Here is a 17,011-nt window from a genome sequence, read left to right as displayed (position 1 = left end):
GGCGTGCCTGGCCGCGCACGCGCTGGAGCAGAACGGCGCCAGGCGCCCGCCGACACAGTCCACCGGTACTTCGGCGCCTACGTATGGGACCTGTTCGACCCTGTCCGTCCCTTCCTGCAGGACCCGCGGCTGCCTGCCCGGTGCGAGAAGCGTGCCGGGGTCGACAAGCTGGTCTTCGGCCGTCCGGAAGGCGACAACCTGGCCTGGCTGAGCCCGCACACCGACACCGACCCCCAGCCGGTGCCCGGCGAGCAGGCCCTGTGGCACATGCTCATCCACCACCACTGCTACGGGGCCGCCGGCCAATGCTCCGTGCGCGCCGTCGACGGCCAGCGCGAAGGCGGCGCCAGAACCGGACCGCTGCGCTCCACACTCTCATCCCACCCACCGGGCCGCACCCTGTACGAGACCCTCCTCGCCGACCTGCCCGAACCGGACCACGCCACCGGCCAGGCGCGACGCCTCACCCGCTACCACGCACCGGCTCGCTAGGGCCCGCCGGAGGATAAAGTGTTGGTTTTGGGCCTGATGCCGCAGGTCAACGCGCTACCCGTCTACATCTTTTCTCCGGCGGGCCCTTGGCGGGGCCTGAGTCCGTCCACGACGACGTCCAGCATTCGGTTCAGCTGGGGGCGCTGCTCGGGTGCGCCGGCCACGGAGAGCAAACCGGCGAGGATGCCGCCTACCTCGACCGGGTCGATGTCGCTGCGCAGTTCTCCTGCTGTGGCGCCGGCCTCGAGCACCATCGCCAGGACCTGCTGGACCTCGTCGCAGACCGGTCCGGTGCCGAAGCGGCCGGAAGCGCTCATGGCGACCAGGGCCTCGCAGATGCCGCGCCGTTCACCGGCCCAGTCGGCGAATCGGAGCATCCACGCGTGGAGGGCCTGCGCGGGCGGCTTGGTGGCCAGCAGGGTGCGTGCGTCTTCGCGCAAGGGGCGGATCTGGTCCCGGTAGACCTCTTCGACCAGATCCTCTCGGGTGGGGAAGTGCCGGTACAGGGTGGCGTTCCCCACTCCCGCGCGTTTGGCGATCGCGTCCAGCGAGATCGCGCGTCCGGACGCGAAGGCTTCGGCGGCCGTGGCGATCAGCTGCTCGCGGTTGCGCTGCGCGTCGGCGCGCAGGGTGCTGCGTGGAGGTGTCATGACCTTCGCGATCGTGAGTGTCGGATGAGGCTCGGGAACGATTCGGGGATGTCCCCGGTTCAGTGTACGGTGAGGAAAACGGGGAGTTCCCCGATTGTGGGTGGTCTCACCCGTTCCTTCAGCAACGAAAGGTTTGCCATGCCTGCAGCTCTCGTCACCGGGGGGACGACCGGGATCGGCAGAGCGACGGCCGAGCTGCTGCACGCCCGCGGCTACCAGGTCGCGGTCACCGGACAGAATCCCGAATCCCTAGCGCGGGCGCAGTCCGAGCTCCCCGGCGACGTGCTCGTCGTCCGATCCGACGGGCGCGTGCTCTCCGACACCGACGCCCTGATGTCGGCGGTGTCGGCGCGGTTCGGATCGCTGGACCTGCTCTTCCTCAACGCCGGGATCTTCCGTCCGGCACCGGTTGCCGAGGTGACGGAGGAATCGTTCGACGAGCACGCCGACCTCAACTTCAAGGGCCAGTACTTCACCCTCCAAAAGGCCCTTCCTTTCATGAACGACGGCGGCTCGATCGTGCTGACCGTCGGCATCGGGTCCCGTCGCGGCACCCCTGGCGCCACGGTGGGGGCGGCGTCACGCGGCGCGCTGCTGGCCATGCTGCCCTCGCTCGCGCTGGAACTGGCCCCCCGCAGGATTCGCGTCAACGCCGTGAGCCCCGGGGCCACCGACACCCCGCTGCTCAACAAGCTGGGGGTGTCCGAGAGCGGCCGGGACGCCATGCGCTCGAAGATTCCCTTCGAGCGCTTCGGATCCGGCCAGGAGGTCGCGGAAGCAGTCGCCTTCCTCGCCTCGGACGCCGCCGGCTACATCACCGGCCAGGACATCACCGTGGCCGGCGGCTACGGGCTCGGCGCCTGAAACCCGGGCGAGTCGACCGCCCGTCCGCACCTTTCGAACGCCACGAACCGCACCTCACAGGAGAACACGATGGCACTCACTCTCGACACTTATCGGCTGCTGGGCCGTTCCGGACTCCGGGTCTCACCGCTGGCGCTGGGCACGGCGACCTTCGGCACCGAGTGGGGCTGGGGCGCCGAGCGCGACGAGGCGCGCAAGCTCTTCGACCGCTACACCGAGCTCGGCGGCAACTTCTTCGACACCGCCAGCACCTACACCAACGGCAGCTCCGAGCGGCTGCTCGGCGAATTCGCCCGCACCGACCGCGACAAGATGGTGCTGGCGACGAAGTACTCGACGCTGCGTCAGCCCGGTGACCCGAATTCCGGGGGCACCCACCGCAAGAGCATGCTGGCGTCGGTGGAAGCCAGTCTGCGGCAGCTGAACACCGACTGCATCGATCTGCTCTACGTGAACGTATGGGACTTCAGGACGCCGGTGGAGGAGATCCTGCGGGGCCTGGACGACCTGGTGAGGCAGGGCAAGGTGCTGTACGTGGCGATCTCCAGCGCCCCGGCCTGGCAGGTGTCGCGCATGCAGGCGATCGCCGACCTGCGCGGCTGGTCGCCGCTGGTCGCACTGGAGACCGAGTACAGCCTGATCGAGCGCACCGCGGAGCGTGACCTGATGCCGATGGCACGCGAGATGGGACTCGGCGTGGTCCCCTTCTCCCCGCTGGGCGGCGGGGTGCTCACCGGCAAGTACAGCCGGGAGGACCAGAGCCAGGCGGGCTCCGTCGCCGGCGAAACCGCCAGCAACCGCAAGAGCCTCAACGTCGCCCTGGGATGGGTCACCGACCGCAACCTTGCCATTGCCGACGTGGTGAAGGAGGTGGCCTCGGAGCTGGGCCGCACACCCGCCCAGGTCGCACTGGCCTGGACCCTGAACGCCCCGGGCGTGACGGCACCCGTCGTCGGCGCCCGCACCGTCGCGCAGCTGGAGGACAACCTGGGTGCCCTGCAGGTCGACCTCACTTCTTCCCAGCTGGCCCGCCTCGACGAGGTCAGCGCCGTCGCTCTCGGCAATCCGCACGACCTGCTCGCCAGCGATCACATCCGCACGGTCACCACAGGCGACATGAGGATCGAAGCCCTCGGCTGATTCGCCTGGTTCGCTTCATGAACGACGACATCCAGATATATCGACATGTTTTTGATGATGGAACGGAACAACCTCGTTATGGGTAAGTACAGCGACAAGAACGTGGTGATCACGGGTGGCAGCAGCGGCATGGGGCTCGCGCTGGCGGAGCTGCTGGTGCAAGGCGGAGCCCGCGTGGTGATCACCGGCCGTTCTCAGGCCAAGCTCGACACGGCACGCGAGCGGCTCGGCGGGAATGCCATGGCCGTCCGGGCGGATGTGGCCTCACTGTCCGACCTGGATATGCTCGCCGGCCGTACAAAGAGCGAGCTCGGCTCGATCGAGGCTTTGTTCGTCAACGCGGGCATCTCACCCCTCACGCCCCTCGGGTCGACGACCGAGGACGTGTACGACGAGCTGTTCGCGATCAACGTCAAGGGCGCCTTCTTCACTGTGCAGAAGCTCGCTCCGCTGCTGAGCGCGAACGCCGGCATCGTCCTCACCACCTCGATCGCGAACGTCATCGGCATGGTGGACACCAGCGTCTATGCGGCAGGCAAGGCGGCGCTGCGCTCGATGGCCCGCACCTTCTCCCGCGAGCTGCTTCCGCGGGGAATCCGTGTCAATGCGGTCAGCCCGGGGCCCATCGACTCGGGGATCCTGGAAACGATGAACTTGTCCAAAGAGGCCGCCGACCAGTTCAGGGCGGAACGGACCGCGAGCAACCCCATGAAGCGCTACGGCACCGTCGAAGAGTTCGCCGAGGCGGCCACATTCCTCGCTTTCGATGCCACGTACACCACCGGCATCGAGCTGGCTGTGGACGGCGGCGAAACCCAGCTCTGAGCTCGTCTGCCGTCCCGCCACGGGCATAAGGCCCGCCACCACGGCGGTTCAGGGGGCGCTGCAACCCGTGGTCGTGTCGATCAGGCCGCGAGCAGCTCATGCAAGCGCTCGGCTGGGGCTTCCCAGCCGAGCGTTCTGCGTGGGAGGCCATCGAGTTCGCCGGCGACGGCGTCAGGATGCTCGCACCAGGAAATTGTCGCGGCCCACGCAGACAGCCGACTGAACCTTTCCCCGTGAAGTGCTACGCGACCCACAGTACTCCGGCGATCAAGACCTGGCTGCTGGCCCGTCCCCGCTTCCACCTGCACTTCACACCCGCCCGCTCGTCCTGGCCCGACCTGGTCGAGTGCTGGTTCGCCGAACTGACCGACAAACAGATACGGCAAGGCGTCCACAAGAGCGTCCACGCGCTGGGGAAAGACATCCGCGCCTGGATCGCCGCTCCGTTGGTCGTGCCGAGCTCGTAGGCGTCCAGGCACTTGTTGCCGTACACGACGAGTTCCTTGCGCGAGGTGTACGTCCACTGCTGGTTCTGTCCGCCGTTGCAGTCCCACAGCCCGGCCTGGGTGCCGTTGGTGATCGTGTTGTCGTACACCTCGAGACAGCGGCCGGACCCCGTCCCGACGAGCAAGGTGCTGTTCGTGCCTGGCAGCGGGCGGACCGTGATGTCCGCCAAGGTAGGCGCGTTCGTGAAAGTCAGGGTGTTCGAGGAACCCTTGGAGAGGCCGACCTGGACGGAGACCGTGCCCTGGGAGGAGCCGGTGGGCGGGAAGGAGACCGCCGTCGGGTTCTGGCCGTTGACCTTGAGGGTCGCGGTACGGGCGGCGGAGGTGTTGTTGGTGTGGGCGATGTCGACTCGCGAAACACTTTCGCTGACCAGCCGATGACGCATCACCGTCACGTCCCGACACTTTCCAGCAACCAGCTCACGCCATACGAGCGCACTCGCACTCGTGCGCGACCGCGGGAACCCATCTCGCTCTGTCTCGCAGGGCATTCCAGCCAGTGCGTCCGGGACCGGTGGGACGGCCGTCATCCGGTGCACACGTTGCTGGAGGAGCCGTGGTTGCTGCAGAAGGCGGTACGGAAGACTTTCGCCACCGTGACCACCGCAGGTCTTGGGCTGGCGCTGTCGACGGCCTTCGCGCCGAATGCGTCGGCGTACCAGCCGAGCCCGTCCGACACGTACGTGGCGCGGAATCCGTCGTCTGGACCGGTACGACGACGTCCGGGCGGCGGCTGGCCCGGTGGGTGGACGACAGGGCTTCGGACAAGAAGTGGACCCTCGTCCCCGGCGCCGACGGCCACTGCAGGATCCGCTCGGTCGGCAACGGCAGCCCGTACATGACCGCCGGGGCCGCGGGCGGCGCCGTCTTCGAGCTCTACTGCTCCGGTCGTTTGTGGATTGAAGTACTCCGCACCGATCATGTGAACCACCTCCTCGGGCTACGGCTGGACATCTGGTCCGCTGTCATCGCCCTGGTGGCGGTGTTCATCGGATTCGTCGCTGCCCATCGTTGTCCCGAGCGGAGGACGCAACCGTCCGTCGCCGCTGCAGCAGGACGTCAGCAGGCGCCGGGCGTCCACCTCGGCGCAGTTCCCACCTGTTCGACGAACGCCGCCCCGACGGAGTCCGGGCGGCGCCCTGTCGCAGAAGCTCGGTTGAAGTGTCAGGCGACGCGCCACTGTTGGGCGTTGTTGCCGTTGCAGGTCCACTGCCGCACTTCCGCGCCGGGAGCGGTGCCGAAGTTGTAGTTGTCCAGGCACAGTCCGCTGTGCCGGTTGACGAGTGTGGAATAGCCGCCTTCGACCGGGTTCAGCCGCCACTGCTGGACCGCCAGGCCGTTGCAGGTCCACTGCTGGACCGGGGACCCGGGGGCGGTGGCCCAGTCCCGGTCGTCCAGACAGAGGCCGTTGTGGCTGTTACTGATCTGGTAGTAGCCCGCCCCCAGCGGTTCCAGGCGCCACTGCTGGACCGCCAGGCCGTTGCACGTCCACTGCTGTGCCGGCGCTCCGGGTACGGTCGCCCAGTCCGTGTCGTCCAGGCACAGTCCGCTGTGCCGGTTGCGGATCGCCACCGGTGCCGACGGGCCGCCGTTCTCTCCCGAGGGGCCCGGCAGAACGGTCGAGGTGGAGACCGGGACGCCGAGGTTCGGCGTCCCGTCCGCGTTCCAGGTGATCTTCTGGACCCGCGTGGTGCGGGTGGTGCCGCAGCCCTGGCTCGCCGAGGAGTTGGCGTGGTAGGCGATCCAGGTCTCGGAGCCGTCCGGGGAGGTGAAGAACGAGTGGTGCCCCGGTCCGAACACACCGGCGGCGTCGTCGCGTTGGAAGATCGGTTCGGCGAACTTCCGCCAGGAGCCGGCGGCCAGCGGGTTGCCGCCCTGATATTCCAGCATGCCCAGTTTGTAGTTGGGCCCGTTGCAGTGGCTGGCCGAGTAGGTCAGAAACGTACGACCACCGCGCTGCAGGGGGAAGGACCCTTCGTTGACGGCTCCGTCCTGCCGCTCCCACGGCAGGGTCGGAGCCGAGATGCGGCTGCCGTGGGCACTCGCCGCCCACGGGTCGGACATGGGTGCGATGAAGAGGGACTGCAGGTTGTCCTGGGGGGAGAACGCGGAGAACGTCATGTACAGGGCGCCGTTGAGACGCAGCAGGCTCGCGTCGATCGCCCATCCGTCGTCAGGCATGAGGTCGAGGATGCCGCGGTGGGTGTACGGGCCGAGCGGATCGGTCCCGGAACTTTCCAGGACGTGCGTCCGGCGGGGCGCGCAGCACTCCTCCACCGAGAAGTACAGGTACCAGCGGTCGCCGACCATTTCGAGATGGGGCGCCCACATCTGTGTTCCGTTGCTGCGGAAGACCACCCGCTCAGGGGCGCTGCGCAGGCCGGCGATGGTCGTCGATCGCCGCATGACGACGTCAGAGGACCAGGTGGTCGCGACGTAGTAGTAGGAGCCGTTGTGGTGGACCAGGGTCGGATCGGCGCTGTTCGGCACGCCGACCACGGGGTTGGTGAAGGAGGGACCGGGTGCGGCTGCGGCTTCGTGGTTGGTGAAGGAGGGACCGGGTGCGGCCGCGGCTTCGTGGTGGGTGATCAGGTTCGTACTCATTGCCGTGACGAAGGCGATGACGAGCAGCAGAGCCCGCCACGTCGGTCTCTGTCCATGAGCGAATAGCACCGGATACTCCTCAGACGATGTCGGGGGCAGGAGCTGTGACGCGGGATTCGCACGGCCCGCGCGTAACGACCTTCGACCACAGCCAGGAGAGCGTGAGCGCCATACTTGCCCCCGATCGAGGGTTCGGTATATCGAACTTTGTTCTGGTGGTCGGCGGTAAGGAGGCTACAAGCCACACCGCCCCCGCGTCAGGTCCCGTGCACGCACGAGATGCCGCCGCATTCGAGAACGTGCTCGAGTTGCGTGTCCCGTCCCCGGCTCTCGGCCGCGTCCGATGCTTCGCCACCGTGCACGCGTAATGGACTGACGCGCGCACGCGTACCGCTCATCTCCTCGCCCGACACTTCGAATCACGTTCACTCCGTCGGACACAGAGCGACTTCCTGTGGCCGTCCGAGCCAGGATGCTCTCCTCGTCCGGGTGCAGAGGTGCACAACGGCTGCGTGCGCGCCGTTCTCACCCCCGGGCCCAGGCATCAGAAAACCTCCTTACGCGCGCTCTGACCGGGTGCGCCGGCCGTCACCGGGTGACGGAACCGCGGGACGACCGGCCTGACGGGTAGTGCTCACCGGGCGGTGGAAGGGGTGGCGCGCCCAGTTCTCAGGTCCTCGGGAACAGGCACGGACCTCATGCTGCGCTCCGGCGTCCGTCCGCTTCCCCTGCGAACGGACGGCACATTCAGTACGTCCCGGCCTTGCGGCGGAACTCGCTCGGGTTGGTGCCCCGGATCCTCTTGAACGCCACGCTGAACGCGAACGGATCGGTGTAGCCGACGGAACGGGCGACGTGGGCGACGGTCGAGGATCCCTGTTCGACCAGGAGATCTGCCGCCAGCGTCATGCGCCAGCGAGTGAGGTAGGTCAGCGGCGGCTCGCCGAGCAGACCGGCGAACCGCTTCGCCAGGGTCGAGCGGGACACCCCCGTACGCCGGGCCAGTTCGCCCACCGTCCACGGCGCTGCGGGCTCGGCGTGCAGGAGACGCAGCGCTCGGCCGACCACCGGGTCCTTCTGGGCGGTCCACCAGGCCGGAGGGCGGCCGCCGGGCTTGTCCAGCCAGGTCCGCAGTGTGCAGACCAGCATCCAGTCGAGAAGCCGGTCGAGCACGACCTGCTGCCCGGGTTCGTCGCGGGCGACCTCGGCGGCGAGGTGGTCCAGCACCGGATCGCCGGTGTCTGCGGCGTCGACACGCAGCACGACGGGCAGCGTGTCCGTCAGCCGTCGGCTGATGGCACCGCGGACCGGATAGGCGCCGACCACCAGGGTCGTCGCGCTGCTGTCGTCGGCGCCCTCTTCGCCGGGATCGTGCCAGCCCAGACGGTGCCGGGTGCCGCCCTGCTCGGGCGTCGCGCACTGCTCACCGCAGACGATCGGCTCGGCCATGCTGCCGGGCTCGTCGACGAAGGTGAAGGTCGTGGGACCGCGCACCACGATCGTGTCGTGGGCACCGAGGCGCTCGGGGGGATGGCCCTCCGGCACGATCCAGCCCGCTCCGGTGAGGACGGTGCACAGGGTCAGCGGCGCGCCGTCCACGAACTGCAGTGACCAGGGCGGGGAGAGCGTCGAGCTGCCGAACAGGGAGCCGCGGGCCCGCACCTCGCCAAAGAGGTCACTCATGACGTCCACACCGACAGGCTAGACGATCACAAAGGTATCGCGGTCCCTCACCCATGTGATCGTGCGCCGCGTGGGTGTTCCGTAGGGGCCATGACGCGAGAAAATCACCTCGTCCTCGGTGCGACCGGCAGGACGGGCCGCAGGATCACCGCTCGGCTGCGGCTGCACGGCACACCGGTACGCGCCGCCTCCCGGTCGAGCCGGCTCCGGTTCGACTGGTCCGAGCCCGACGGCTGGAACACCGTCCTGCGGGACGTCGAGGTGGCCTATGTGGTACCCCCGCCCGTGCCGGGCCCGGTGCACGAGTTCGTGGTGCGGGCCGCAGCCGCCGGGGTACAGCGGCTGGTTCTGCTCTCCGGACGCGGTGCGGACAGCTGGGGCGGCTCTGCCTTCGGCCGGCACATGCGGTCGGCCGAGGAAGCCGTACGCGGCTCGTCACTGGGGTGGACGGTCCTGCGGGCCTCGAACTTCGCCCAGAACTTCGACGAGGACGTCTTCCACGCGCCCTTGGTCGCGGGCACGCTGGCGCTGCCGGCCGGCGAGGTTCCCGAGCCCTTCGTCGATGTCGAGGACCTCGCGGATGCCGCGGTCGCGGTGATGACCGAAGGCACCCGGCACGCCGGGCGGGTGTACGAGCTGAGCGGTCCCCGCTCCCTCACCTTCGCCGAAGCCGTCGCACTGATCTCCCGGGCATCCGGGCGGCCCCTCCGCTACCGCCGGATCACCCGCGACGAATACGTCTCGTCGCTCACCGGGCAGGGCCTGAGCCGGCACGACGCCGACGACATCGCCGCGATGTTCGCGCTGATGGAGAGCGGGCTGCTCTCCGGGACGACCGACGAACTGGCCTCCGTGCTGGGGCGGGCGCCCCGGACCTTCGAGGAGTACGTCGTCCGGGCGGCCGCGGCGGGCGCCTGGGACGAGCGGTGAACCGCGACCCCGGTCGTAGCCGCCCGTCGCGGCCCCGCGCGCCGAGCGCCCCTGACGGACGACGCCGCCTCGCACAGCGACCCCCGATCCGCACCCTGCCGAAGACGAAAGCACTGACGTGAGCACCGATGACAATGCGCTGACCCTGGTGGTCACCGCACACCCGGACCCCGATTCCCTGACTCACCACGTGGCGGAACGACTCGCCGCGGAGCTCCGCCCCCGGGCCGTCGAGGTGGCGGACCTGCACCGGGAGCGGTTCGACCCCAGGTTCACCACGGAGGACCGCCGCGCCTACCACAAGGGCGGCAACTACCCGGCCGATGTCGCCCGCGAGCACGGCCGTCTCGAGCGTGCCACCGACCTCGTCCTGGTCTTTCCGGTGTACTGGTGGTCCATGCCGGCCCTGCTGAAGGGATGGATCGACCGCGTGTTCGTCAACGGCTGGGCCTTCGAGTACTCGGCCGCGTCGGGTCTGCACCCGAAGCTCCAGCGGCTCACGACACATCTGCTGCTCATCGCGGGCGCCGACGCCGGCGCATACGAGCGTCACGGATATGAAGAGGCGCTGCGGACTCAGATCGAGCACGGCATCGTCGACTACGTCGGAAGCCGCCGTGGTGCCACCGTGTTCATCCACGAATCCGAACAGTCCCCCTCCACCGCCACGGCGGCGAGTGTCGCCCGCGCCGTGCGCGCCGTCGGCGAAGCCGTACGGGCCGGTTCACCGCCCGCGTGACCTCTCCCTTCCCCGCGGCAGGGTCTTCCCTTCCCACGGCGAGGAGGGAATCAGCAGCCGGGGACGTCCGGCAGCCGGTTGGCGCGATAGCCGATGTAATAGCTCGCGATCCAGCCGGTACCGGGCGCGGTGTAGTCGTTCACCAGCAGCCAGTACGGGTTACCGCCGATGGTCTGCCCCTGCTTCTGGCAGTAGACGTGGAACTGGTGGTGTGGCTGCACCTGCTGCCGGACGTCGGGGCGGTTCGCGGTCGAGGGGTAGGTGCTGCACGCTGTTTGGTTGCTCTCATTCGCCCGCAGGTCACGTTGGTAGTCCACGCGCTGCACACGCGATGCGCTGACGAGGCTGTGCAAGCGGTCGCCGCTGCCGACGGCAGAGTCAGCAGGACGACCACCGCGAGGGAGGCGCCGACCGCTTTGGAAACGACCGGATACGTCACTGCGATAAGGGCGTCGAGTGCCATGAGGGGCAATCCGTCGAGCGTCCACCGAGGACCGGTCACCTGTTGCGGCAGCCCACCGGCGCCGGTGGGCTGCCGCGGGCCTTCGGACCGGGCCCGCTCGACCAGCATCCCGGTCGGCTGGTCGTCCGTCGCCGCCTCCGCTGCCGATACGACGATCGGCTCCTCCACGGCCTCGGTGCCCGTCCAGGTCTCGCTCATCCGGCGCCTCCTTGATCATCAGATCCACCGTTGACCGAACACTCCCGGCGAGACGGCCGCCGGGGTGTCCGTCAGTGCCCTTCAGCGAGGTCGACGCCGAGCTGACGGAGAAAGCCGAGGTTGTCGTACTGGACCCATTCCTCGGCCAGCCGGCCGTTCTCGTCGAAGCGGAAGTGATTGATCAGTTCGAGTCGCATCGGCTGCCCGTTCGGTGCGATCGCGCCGAACAGAGCTGGTGAGGCTCCCGCGGCAGTCACCTGAGACCCATCGGATTCTCGCTTCGGGAACCCATCTTGATGCGCCAACGTCCAGCTCTATGACGAACGGCCGCCGATCATCGGGGAGAGCACGTGGCGAACAAGGACAAGACGAGGGACGCGACGGGGGAGAAGGAGCGCGAAAGGTGGATGGCTCGTTTCCAGGTACGACTGGCCACGCAGCCGGGCGTGGACCGAGCAGTTGTGCTCCAGGCGGTCAAGGATGTCACAGCGCACTGCGCGGAGACGAGAGAGGACCCGGAGACCGCCTTCGGCGATCCGGACGACTACGCCGTGCAGACCGCCGCGCGACTGGTGCCGACGGACCGGGCGGAGCACGCGAGGCGGCACAACGTCGTGGTGGAGGCATTCGACTCGGTGCTCAGGAGGGCCAGGGACGTCCCCGGTCTGTGACCGGTTGAAGCAGCTTCTGTCATGGCCCGACCGCACAGGTTCTGATCCAGTTCCTGTCCGCCGGGCTGCCCGGTGCCTCACGCGACTGGCGGGGCGCCGGAGCGGGCGACCGATCCTGCTTTGCGCGCTGCTGGTGACGGACAGCGTGCTGCCCTGGTGACAACCCTCATGCTTCGCCGGGTCGAAACCGCAGGTCAGCAGATGCCGAAGGGTCCAGGGCTTGGATCTGGGACTTCTCGTCCACCGAGAGCACCACCGCGCCCTCGGGCGGGTTGAAATGCAGGCCCACCACGTCGTAGACCTTCTCCACGAACAGCGGGTCCGTCGATAGCTTGAATGTGTCTGCCAGATGCGGCCTGAGCTGGAACTGCCGCCAGATCCGGCCCACGGTCGACTTCGACAGGCCGCTGTGCTGGGCCATCGATTTCCTGGACCAGTGGGTGGCGTTCTTCGGCAGTTGTTCCAGCGTGGTGACCACCACTGCCTCCACCTGGTCGACGCTGATGGTGGGCGGCCGGCCCGGCCTTGGCTCATCGACCAGCCCGTCCAGCCGCTCGGCGAGGAAGCGCCGCCGCCACTTGCGGACCGTGTCCGCGGCCACCCGCAGATCCCGGGCGACCACCACGATCGGCGGCACCTCAGGCCCCGCACACGCCAAGACAATCCGCGCCCGCAAGGCCAGGGCCTGAGCCGACGTCACCCGACGCGACCACCGCTCCAACTCCGCCCGCTCCTCCACGGACAACAACAACGGCTCCAACTTCGGACCCCGACGAGGAACTGACGCACCAGCAGCAGCAGTAGTCACACACCTACTAACGAGCAACTACTGGCGCAGGACACTGGCGTCGCGCCCACGGCGCAGCACCGGCACCTCCGGAAGGCGCCCTACGTCAGGAGTCAGACGCCGGTGGCCAGGCGCCGGTGGCCAGGTGTCGGGTGCCGGCCGCACGGCCGCTCCGGTCGCCGTGACGGGCGTGATCACCGCTGCGACCGTGCCGTGCTGTGCTGTGTTGCGCCGGTCCGGTCGGGACCGGGTCGGCGCCGGTGATTTCGCCGATTCCCGTTGCCGCGGGCCCCGCTTGAATCGGCATGGTCCGACTCTCGCACGATCTCCGGAGCCGGGAAGCACCGGACATGCCCGTGCGCCCGGCACGACGACGCACCGCCACCGCTATGGGCGGCTGGCGCGGTCAGAAGGGATCATCCATGTCATCCCGCTTCGGTCTGCGGCGTTCGCGCCTGCTCGGCGCGGCCACCGCCGGCCTCGTCGCCATGGGGCTCGCCGGTGCACTCCCCGGCCCCGCCTCCGCCGTCACCCAGGTCTACGCCGAGAACTTCTCCGCCGGACTCGGGACCTTCGTACCCACTGGTTCGGTCAGCACCTCCACGGGGGCGGCCCGGCTGAGCGGCTCGCTGCTCACCGACGCGTCCCTCACCTCCGCGCCCATCACCCTGGCCGGCTACAGCGGCATCTCGGTGTCGTACACCCGGACGGCGTCCGGGCTCGACCCCGGTGAGGCGTTCACGGTCGCCTACTCGGTCGACGGCGGCGCGTTCACCACGCTCGAGTCCTCACGCACCGCCTCGGGCGCGGCGTCGTTCTCCCTGCCCCCGTCGGTCGACGGCCGCACCGTGCGGCTCCGCTTCTCGCTGGACGCCGGCAGCGCGCTGGAGACGCTGACCGTGGATGACGTCCTCGTCCGCGCGGAGGGCGGCGGACCGACCGATCCGCCGGGCGGGACGCTGCCCCCGGTCACCGACGTGACCGCGCCGGGCCCGTACGCGGTGACCATCGACACGACCGCCGGGCCCGGCGACGACGGATGGCTGGTGCATCCGGCGAACGCCGGCCAGGACGGCGTGAAGCACCCGGTCCTCGTCTGGGGCCCCGGCGCGGGCTCCGACCCGGCCGCCTACGAGGACATGCTGCGCCAGTGGGCCTCGCACGGGTTCGTCGTCTACAGCGAGGTCTCCTCCAGCAGCGGCGACTACATGGTCGACGCCCTGGACTGGATCGAGGACCGGAACGCGAGCCCGGGCAGTCCGCTGTACCAGGACATCGACATCTCCGAAGTGGCCTTCGGCGGCCACTCCCGCGGCTCGATCGGCACCTTCGACGTGGCGGACGAGCCGCGCCTGGAGACCACGATCCACGTGGCCGGCGGCTCCTTCGACGGCAACGGGCCGGACAACCTCCGCAACCCCGCCCTCTACATCGGCGGCGACGCCGACTTCGCGACCCCCAACGTGGAGCGTGACTACGCCGGCACCGATGTGCCGGTGTGGTTCACCGTCCTGAACGGCACCGACCACATCGCCGCCACCCGCAACGGGCAGCACGTCATCACCGCCTGGCTGCGGTGGCACCTGGCCGACGAGGAGTTCCGCGGTACGCAGGACTTCCTGCGCTCCGACTGCACCTTCTGCGACCTCGGCGAGAGGCGGTACAAGAACTGGTGAACGTGGACGGTGGAGGCACCGGCGTCCCCCGCCGGTGCCTCCACCGTCATCTCCGAGCCGTCGGCGGACCCGTGAGGCCGGCGGACCCGTGACGCGTGGAGAAGGAACAGGTCCGGGATCGGTGGAGGTCCTGTGGGTTGACTCCAGCCGCCGGTTGAGGCTGGTGTTGAACGTAGTGGTTGGTCTCGTGCTCGTGGGGCGGGATGTCGCCGATCGCGCTGTGCGCCTCGGCGGCACTGCCGCAGACCTTGTTCACGTGCGGGTGTCCTTTCAGGTGGGGATGCCGGGCAGAGCGGTAGGCCATCCGCAGTCGACGACGAGGTGGGCACCGGTGAGCAGGCGGCCTTCTCTGAGGCCGGGAAGAGGGCGGCGTCGACCACGTCGCCGGGAAGCCCGGCCCGGCCGAGCGGGATGTGACGGCCGGCGGCGCGCATCGGTGGGCGTCGGCGAGCGGGTCGGCGCGCGAGCCATCGGTGTCGGTCGTCGCGGGGCTGACGCAGTTGGCGCATGCGCCGTACGGGGTGCCCGCCGAGGCGGGCTGCCTGCTCGGCGCGATCAGTGCGTTCTTGGACACCGCGTGCGCGGTGCGCGGGTCGGTGAGCGAGCCGGTCAGACCGGCGGCCAGTACGCAGCCGCGGCGAGACGAATTCGGCGCGCATGGTGATCGCGAAGTCCTCGTAGGGCTGGGAACCGATCGCGCCGAAGCGGACGGCCCCGGCGTCGGCGTGGACGATGTCGGCGCCGCCGAACACGTCCACGGCCGTCCCGGTCCACGGCCGTCCCGGTCCACGACCGCACGGAGTCCTCGCCGGTGACGTCCGGGGGACCGGGCGTGATGATCGTGCCGCCCTCGCGGGCGACCAGGTGCTGGGTCCCAGAGCCTCCTCGTGCAGCAGGCCCCCGCCGACGGCCGACGGCCGGCGTGCCCTCGGCGGCGAGCGCAAGGTCGCCGCCCGGCCCTGACCGCGGGCGGGGCCGGAGATCAGGGCCACCTGGGCGTCGAGCCGCTTCATCGGCCGGCCTCGGCCGCGAGCAGGGCGTCGGACACCGACTTGACCCCGCCGTGCGCTGTCAGACCGCCGTCCACGGGAATCTCGGCACCGGTGAGAACGACGCCTCGTCCGAGAGCATGAAGACGACCAAGGGCGCCACCTCGTCGACGGTGCCGGTGCGGCCCAGCGGGGTCTCCCGGAGGTCGGCCGCACGGGAGGCGGGCGCGGCGCAGGCCGTCATCTGCGTCTCGATGTATCCGGGATGGACGGTGTTCACCCGGATGCCACGGGGGCCGAGTTCGAGCGCGGCGGTCTTCGGCAGGCCGCGCAGCCCTCACTTGCTCGCGGTGTGGGCGACCGGGTAATGGGCGGTGAGCGCGGCCGAGGAGCCGACGTTGACGATCGAGGAGCCCGGCGGCATCAGCGGGCTCAGGCGCTGGATGCCGAGCAGCGGACCGGTCACGTTGACCGAGTGCACCCGCTCGAAGTCCTCGGCCCGGACGTCACCGACCCGGGCGCGCCAGGTGACGCCCGCGTTGTTCACCAGGCCGTGGACCTGCCCGTACGTCTCCCGCAACTCGGCAGCCAACTCCGCCCGTTGCTCGTCGCTGCTGACGTCCGGGCGGCGGCAACCCGCGGGGGTCACGTCGGTGGCAATGACCCGGGCGCCCTCGCGGGCCAGGGCCTCGGCCTCGGCGGCGCCCTGCCCGCGGGCGGCGCCGGTGACGACGACCTTGCCGAGCAGCCTCTTGGGGGGCAGGTCACTCACGGCCGCTCCCGGCTGCGGCGCCGGCCGGCAGGCAGGGGGACGGGCTCCGGACCGGGGACGACGGTGTTCGTCAGGGTGCCGATGCCCTCCACCGTGAGGGTGACGGTGTCGCCGGGCCTGAGCGGTGGCGGGTTCTGCTCGCCGCGCCTGCCCCACAGTTCGGCCAGGCAGCCGCCGTTGCCGCAGGTGCCCGAGCCCAGGACGTCGCCCGGTACGACGCGGGTACCACGGGAGGCGTAGGCGGTCATCTCCTCGAAGGTCCAGCTCATGTTGGACAGCAGGTCCTCGCCGACCTTCTCGGCGTTGACCTCGGCGCTCAGGGCCAGGCGCAGGAAACCGTCGGCGTCCCGGTAGTGCTCCAGTTCGTCCGCGGTGACCAGGCAGGGGCCGAGGGTGGTGGCGGTGTCCTTGCCCTTGCAGGGGCCGAGGCCGACCTTCATTTCCGCACCCTGCAGGTCGCGCGCGGACCAGTCGTTGAACACGGTGTAGCCGACGATGTGGTCGCGGGCTTGTTGGGGAGTGAGGTCCCGGCCCTCCCTGCCGATCACCGCGCCCACCTCCAGCTCGAAGTCCAGTACGTCCGAACCGGGCGGCACCGGGATGCCGTCCCGGTGGCCGTAGAGCGCGTGCGGATTGGTGAAGTAGAAGGTCGGCGCCGTGTACCACTGCTCGGGAACGCCGGCGGTCCCCTCCACGGCGCGGCGCACTCCTTCGACGTGCTCCTCGAAGGTGACGAAGTCCCGTATCGACGCGGGCCGGATCGGAGGCAGCAGCCGTACCTCGGAGACGTGCGGACCGGGCGGGAGGTCGAGTGCCGCCCGGCCGGCGGTGAGCAGCCCGGGCAGGCCGTCAACCTCGGCGAGGAGCGCGGTGAGCGAGGTGACGCCTGGCAGCGGGAAGAGAATGACGTCGTCCTGCACGACGGCCACCCGGGGGCTGTGCCGGTGTTCGTAAGCGGCGAAACGCATGGTGAAGCTCCTGGTGGAGGGTGATCCGTCGAGGGGGATGAGCATGAGGCCGTG

The 17,011-nt window shown here is 69.6% G+C and carries 15 protein-coding genes and 4 pseudogenes; 9 read left to right on the top strand and 10 right to left on the bottom strand.

Going from position 1 to position 17,011, the window contains the following annotated elements; translation table 11 throughout:
- The first annotated feature begins 3 nt into the window (after positions 1-3).
- Positions 4-492, top strand: a complete 489-nt coding sequence (locus KM933_RS20920) for a type I-E CRISPR-associated protein Cse1/CasA (protein WP_308013482.1) — start codon at positions 4-6, stop codon at positions 490-492.
- Positions 493-554: 62 nt separating this feature from the next.
- Here KM933_RS20920 and KM933_RS20915 read toward each other — a convergent pair whose 3' ends face one another.
- The gene (locus KM933_RS20915; RefSeq protein ID WP_221354376.1) at positions 555-1,142 is read right to left on the bottom strand and encodes a TetR/AcrR family transcriptional regulator; all 588 of its coding nucleotides are present in this window, start codon (positions 1,140-1,142) and stop codon (positions 555-557) included.
- Between the two features lie 138 nt (positions 1,143-1,280).
- Here KM933_RS20915 and KM933_RS20910 point away from each other — a divergent pair, with 138 nt between their 5' ends.
- From KM933_RS20910 to KM933_RS39505, 4 genes and pseudogenes are all read left to right on the top strand, one after another.
- A complete protein-coding gene (locus KM933_RS20910) occupies positions 1,281-2,006 on the top strand; it encodes an SDR family oxidoreductase (protein WP_221354374.1) in 726 nt (241 codons plus the stop codon).
- 69 nt (positions 2,007-2,075) lie between these two features.
- A complete protein-coding gene (locus tag KM933_RS20905) occupies positions 2,076-3,146 on the top strand; it encodes an aldo/keto reductase (protein WP_221354372.1) in 1,071 nt (356 codons plus the stop codon).
- Positions 3,147-3,224: 78 nt separating this feature from the next.
- The gene (locus KM933_RS20900) at positions 3,225-3,971 is read left to right on the top strand and encodes an SDR family oxidoreductase (protein WP_221354419.1); all 747 of its coding nucleotides are present in this window, start codon (positions 3,225-3,227) and stop codon (positions 3,969-3,971) included.
- Between the two features lie 245 nt (positions 3,972-4,216).
- Positions 4,217-4,408 (top strand): annotated as a pseudogene (locus KM933_RS39505) (IS630 family transposase); the annotation flags it as partial.
- On the opposite strand, the pseudogene KM933_RS20895 reads toward KM933_RS39505, so the two are convergent.
- The 4 genes and pseudogenes from KM933_RS20895 to KM933_RS20880 all read right to left on the bottom strand — a co-directional run.
- Positions 4,405-4,830, bottom strand: a pseudogene (locus KM933_RS20895) (ricin-type beta-trefoil lectin domain protein); the annotation flags it as partial. The pseudogenes KM933_RS39505 and KM933_RS20895 sit on opposite strands and share 4 nt — an antisense overlap.
- Positions 4,831-5,003: 173 nt before the next feature.
- Positions 5,004-5,399: a hypothetical protein gene (locus tag KM933_RS20890; RefSeq protein ID WP_221354370.1), complete on the bottom strand. Its 396-nt coding sequence runs from the start codon at positions 5,397-5,399 to the stop codon at positions 5,004-5,006.
- A gap of 242 nt (positions 5,400-5,641) precedes the next feature.
- Positions 5,642-7,081 carry a family 43 glycosylhydrolase gene (locus KM933_RS20885; protein ID WP_221354368.1) on the bottom strand — a complete coding sequence of 480 codons (1,440 nt, stop codon included), beginning with the start codon at positions 7,079-7,081 and terminating at the stop codon, positions 5,642-5,644.
- Between the two features lie 747 nt (positions 7,082-7,828).
- Entirely contained in the window at positions 7,829-8,773 is a 945-nt protein-coding gene (locus tag KM933_RS20880; protein WP_221354366.1) for an AraC family transcriptional regulator, read from the bottom strand.
- A gap of 81 nt (positions 8,774-8,854) precedes the next feature.
- On the opposite strand from KM933_RS20880, the gene KM933_RS20875 reads away from it, so the two are divergent.
- Positions 8,855-9,694 (top strand): NmrA family NAD(P)-binding protein, encoded by an 840-nt coding sequence (locus KM933_RS20875; RefSeq protein WP_221354364.1) that lies wholly within the window; start codon positions 8,855-8,857, stop codon positions 9,692-9,694.
- 118 nt (positions 9,695-9,812) lie between these two features.
- Complete coding sequence (locus tag KM933_RS20870) at positions 9,813-10,433, top strand: NAD(P)H-dependent oxidoreductase (protein WP_221354362.1); 621 nt, start codon at positions 9,813-9,815, stop codon at positions 10,431-10,433.
- Between the two features lie 50 nt (positions 10,434-10,483).
- On the opposite strand, the gene KM933_RS20865 is transcribed toward KM933_RS20870, so the two are convergent.
- Positions 10,484-10,759: a hypothetical protein gene (locus KM933_RS20865; RefSeq protein ID WP_221354360.1), complete on the bottom strand. Its 276-nt coding sequence runs from the start codon at positions 10,757-10,759 to the stop codon at positions 10,484-10,486.
- Positions 10,760-11,165: 406 nt separating this feature from the next.
- Positions 11,166-11,351: an ester cyclase gene (locus KM933_RS20860; RefSeq protein WP_308013481.1), complete on the bottom strand. Its 186-nt coding sequence runs from the start codon at positions 11,349-11,351 to the stop codon at positions 11,166-11,168.
- Between the two features lie 93 nt (positions 11,352-11,444).
- Between KM933_RS20860 and KM933_RS20855 the strand changes: the two genes are divergently transcribed.
- Positions 11,445-11,765: a hypothetical protein gene (locus tag KM933_RS20855; RefSeq protein ID WP_221354358.1), complete on the top strand. Its 321-nt coding sequence runs from the start codon at positions 11,445-11,447 to the stop codon at positions 11,763-11,765.
- A gap of 175 nt (positions 11,766-11,940) precedes the next feature.
- Here the strand turns inward: KM933_RS20855 and KM933_RS20850 are convergent.
- Positions 11,941-12,591 (bottom strand): annotated as a pseudogene (locus KM933_RS20850) (IS630 family transposase); the annotation flags it as partial.
- Positions 12,592-12,974: 383 nt separating this feature from the next.
- On the opposite strand from KM933_RS20850, the gene KM933_RS20845 reads away from it, so the two are divergent.
- Positions 12,975-14,228: a poly(ethylene terephthalate) hydrolase family protein gene (locus KM933_RS20845; protein WP_221354354.1), complete on the top strand. Its 1,254-nt coding sequence runs from the start codon at positions 12,975-12,977 to the stop codon at positions 14,226-14,228.
- Positions 14,229-15,237: 1,009 nt separating this feature from the next.
- Here KM933_RS20845 and KM933_RS20840 read toward each other — a convergent pair.
- Both KM933_RS20840 and KM933_RS20835 read right to left on the bottom strand, forming a co-directional pair.
- A pseudogene (locus KM933_RS20840) lies at positions 15,238-15,989 on the bottom strand (SDR family NAD(P)-dependent oxidoreductase).
- Entirely contained in the window at positions 15,986-16,957 is a 972-nt protein-coding gene (locus KM933_RS20835) for a fumarylacetoacetate hydrolase family protein (RefSeq protein ID WP_221354352.1), read from the bottom strand. The pseudogene KM933_RS20840 and the gene KM933_RS20835 overlap by 4 nt, the downstream one beginning before the upstream one ends.
- Positions 16,958-17,011: the final 54 nt, after the last annotated feature.

It is taken from the genome of Streptomyces beigongshangae, assembly GCF_019710745.1.
Lineage (GTDB): Bacteria > Actinomycetota > Actinomycetes > Streptomycetales > Streptomycetaceae > Streptomyces > Streptomyces beigongshangae.
The sequence above is the reverse complement of the archived record's forward strand: the minus strand, read 5'-3'. Positions and strand labels throughout refer to the sequence as shown.

Excerpts from the sequence above, each read along its gene's own strand:
- KM933_RS20910 (WP_221354374.1), top strand. The coding sequence starts at position 1,281 with ATGCCTGCAGCTCTCGTCACCGGGGGGACGACCGGGATCGGCAGAGCG.
- KM933_RS20835 (WP_221354352.1), bottom strand. The coding sequence starts at position 16,957 with ATGCGTTTCGCCGCTTACGAACACCGGCACAGCCCCCGGGTGGCCGTC.
- KM933_RS20885 (WP_221354368.1), bottom strand. The coding sequence starts at position 7,081 with ATGAGTACGAACCTGATCACCCACCACGAAGCCGCGGCCGCACCCGGT.
- KM933_RS20905 (WP_221354372.1), top strand. The coding sequence starts at position 2,076 with ATGGCACTCACTCTCGACACTTATCGGCTGCTGGGCCGTTCCGGACTC.
- KM933_RS20845 (WP_221354354.1), top strand. The coding sequence starts at position 12,975 with ATGTCATCCCGCTTCGGTCTGCGGCGTTCGCGCCTGCTCGGCGCGGCC.
- KM933_RS20900 (WP_221354419.1), top strand. The coding sequence starts at position 3,225 with ATGGGTAAGTACAGCGACAAGAACGTGGTGATCACGGGTGGCAGCAGC.
- KM933_RS20875 (WP_221354364.1), top strand. The coding sequence starts at position 8,855 with ATGACGCGAGAAAATCACCTCGTCCTCGGTGCGACCGGCAGGACGGGC.
- KM933_RS20890 (WP_221354370.1), bottom strand. The coding sequence starts at position 5,399 with ATGATCGGTGCGGAGTACTTCAATCCACAAACGACCGGAGCAGTAGAG.
- KM933_RS20915 (WP_221354376.1), bottom strand. The coding sequence starts at position 1,142 with ATGACACCTCCACGCAGCACCCTGCGCGCCGACGCGCAGCGCAACCGC.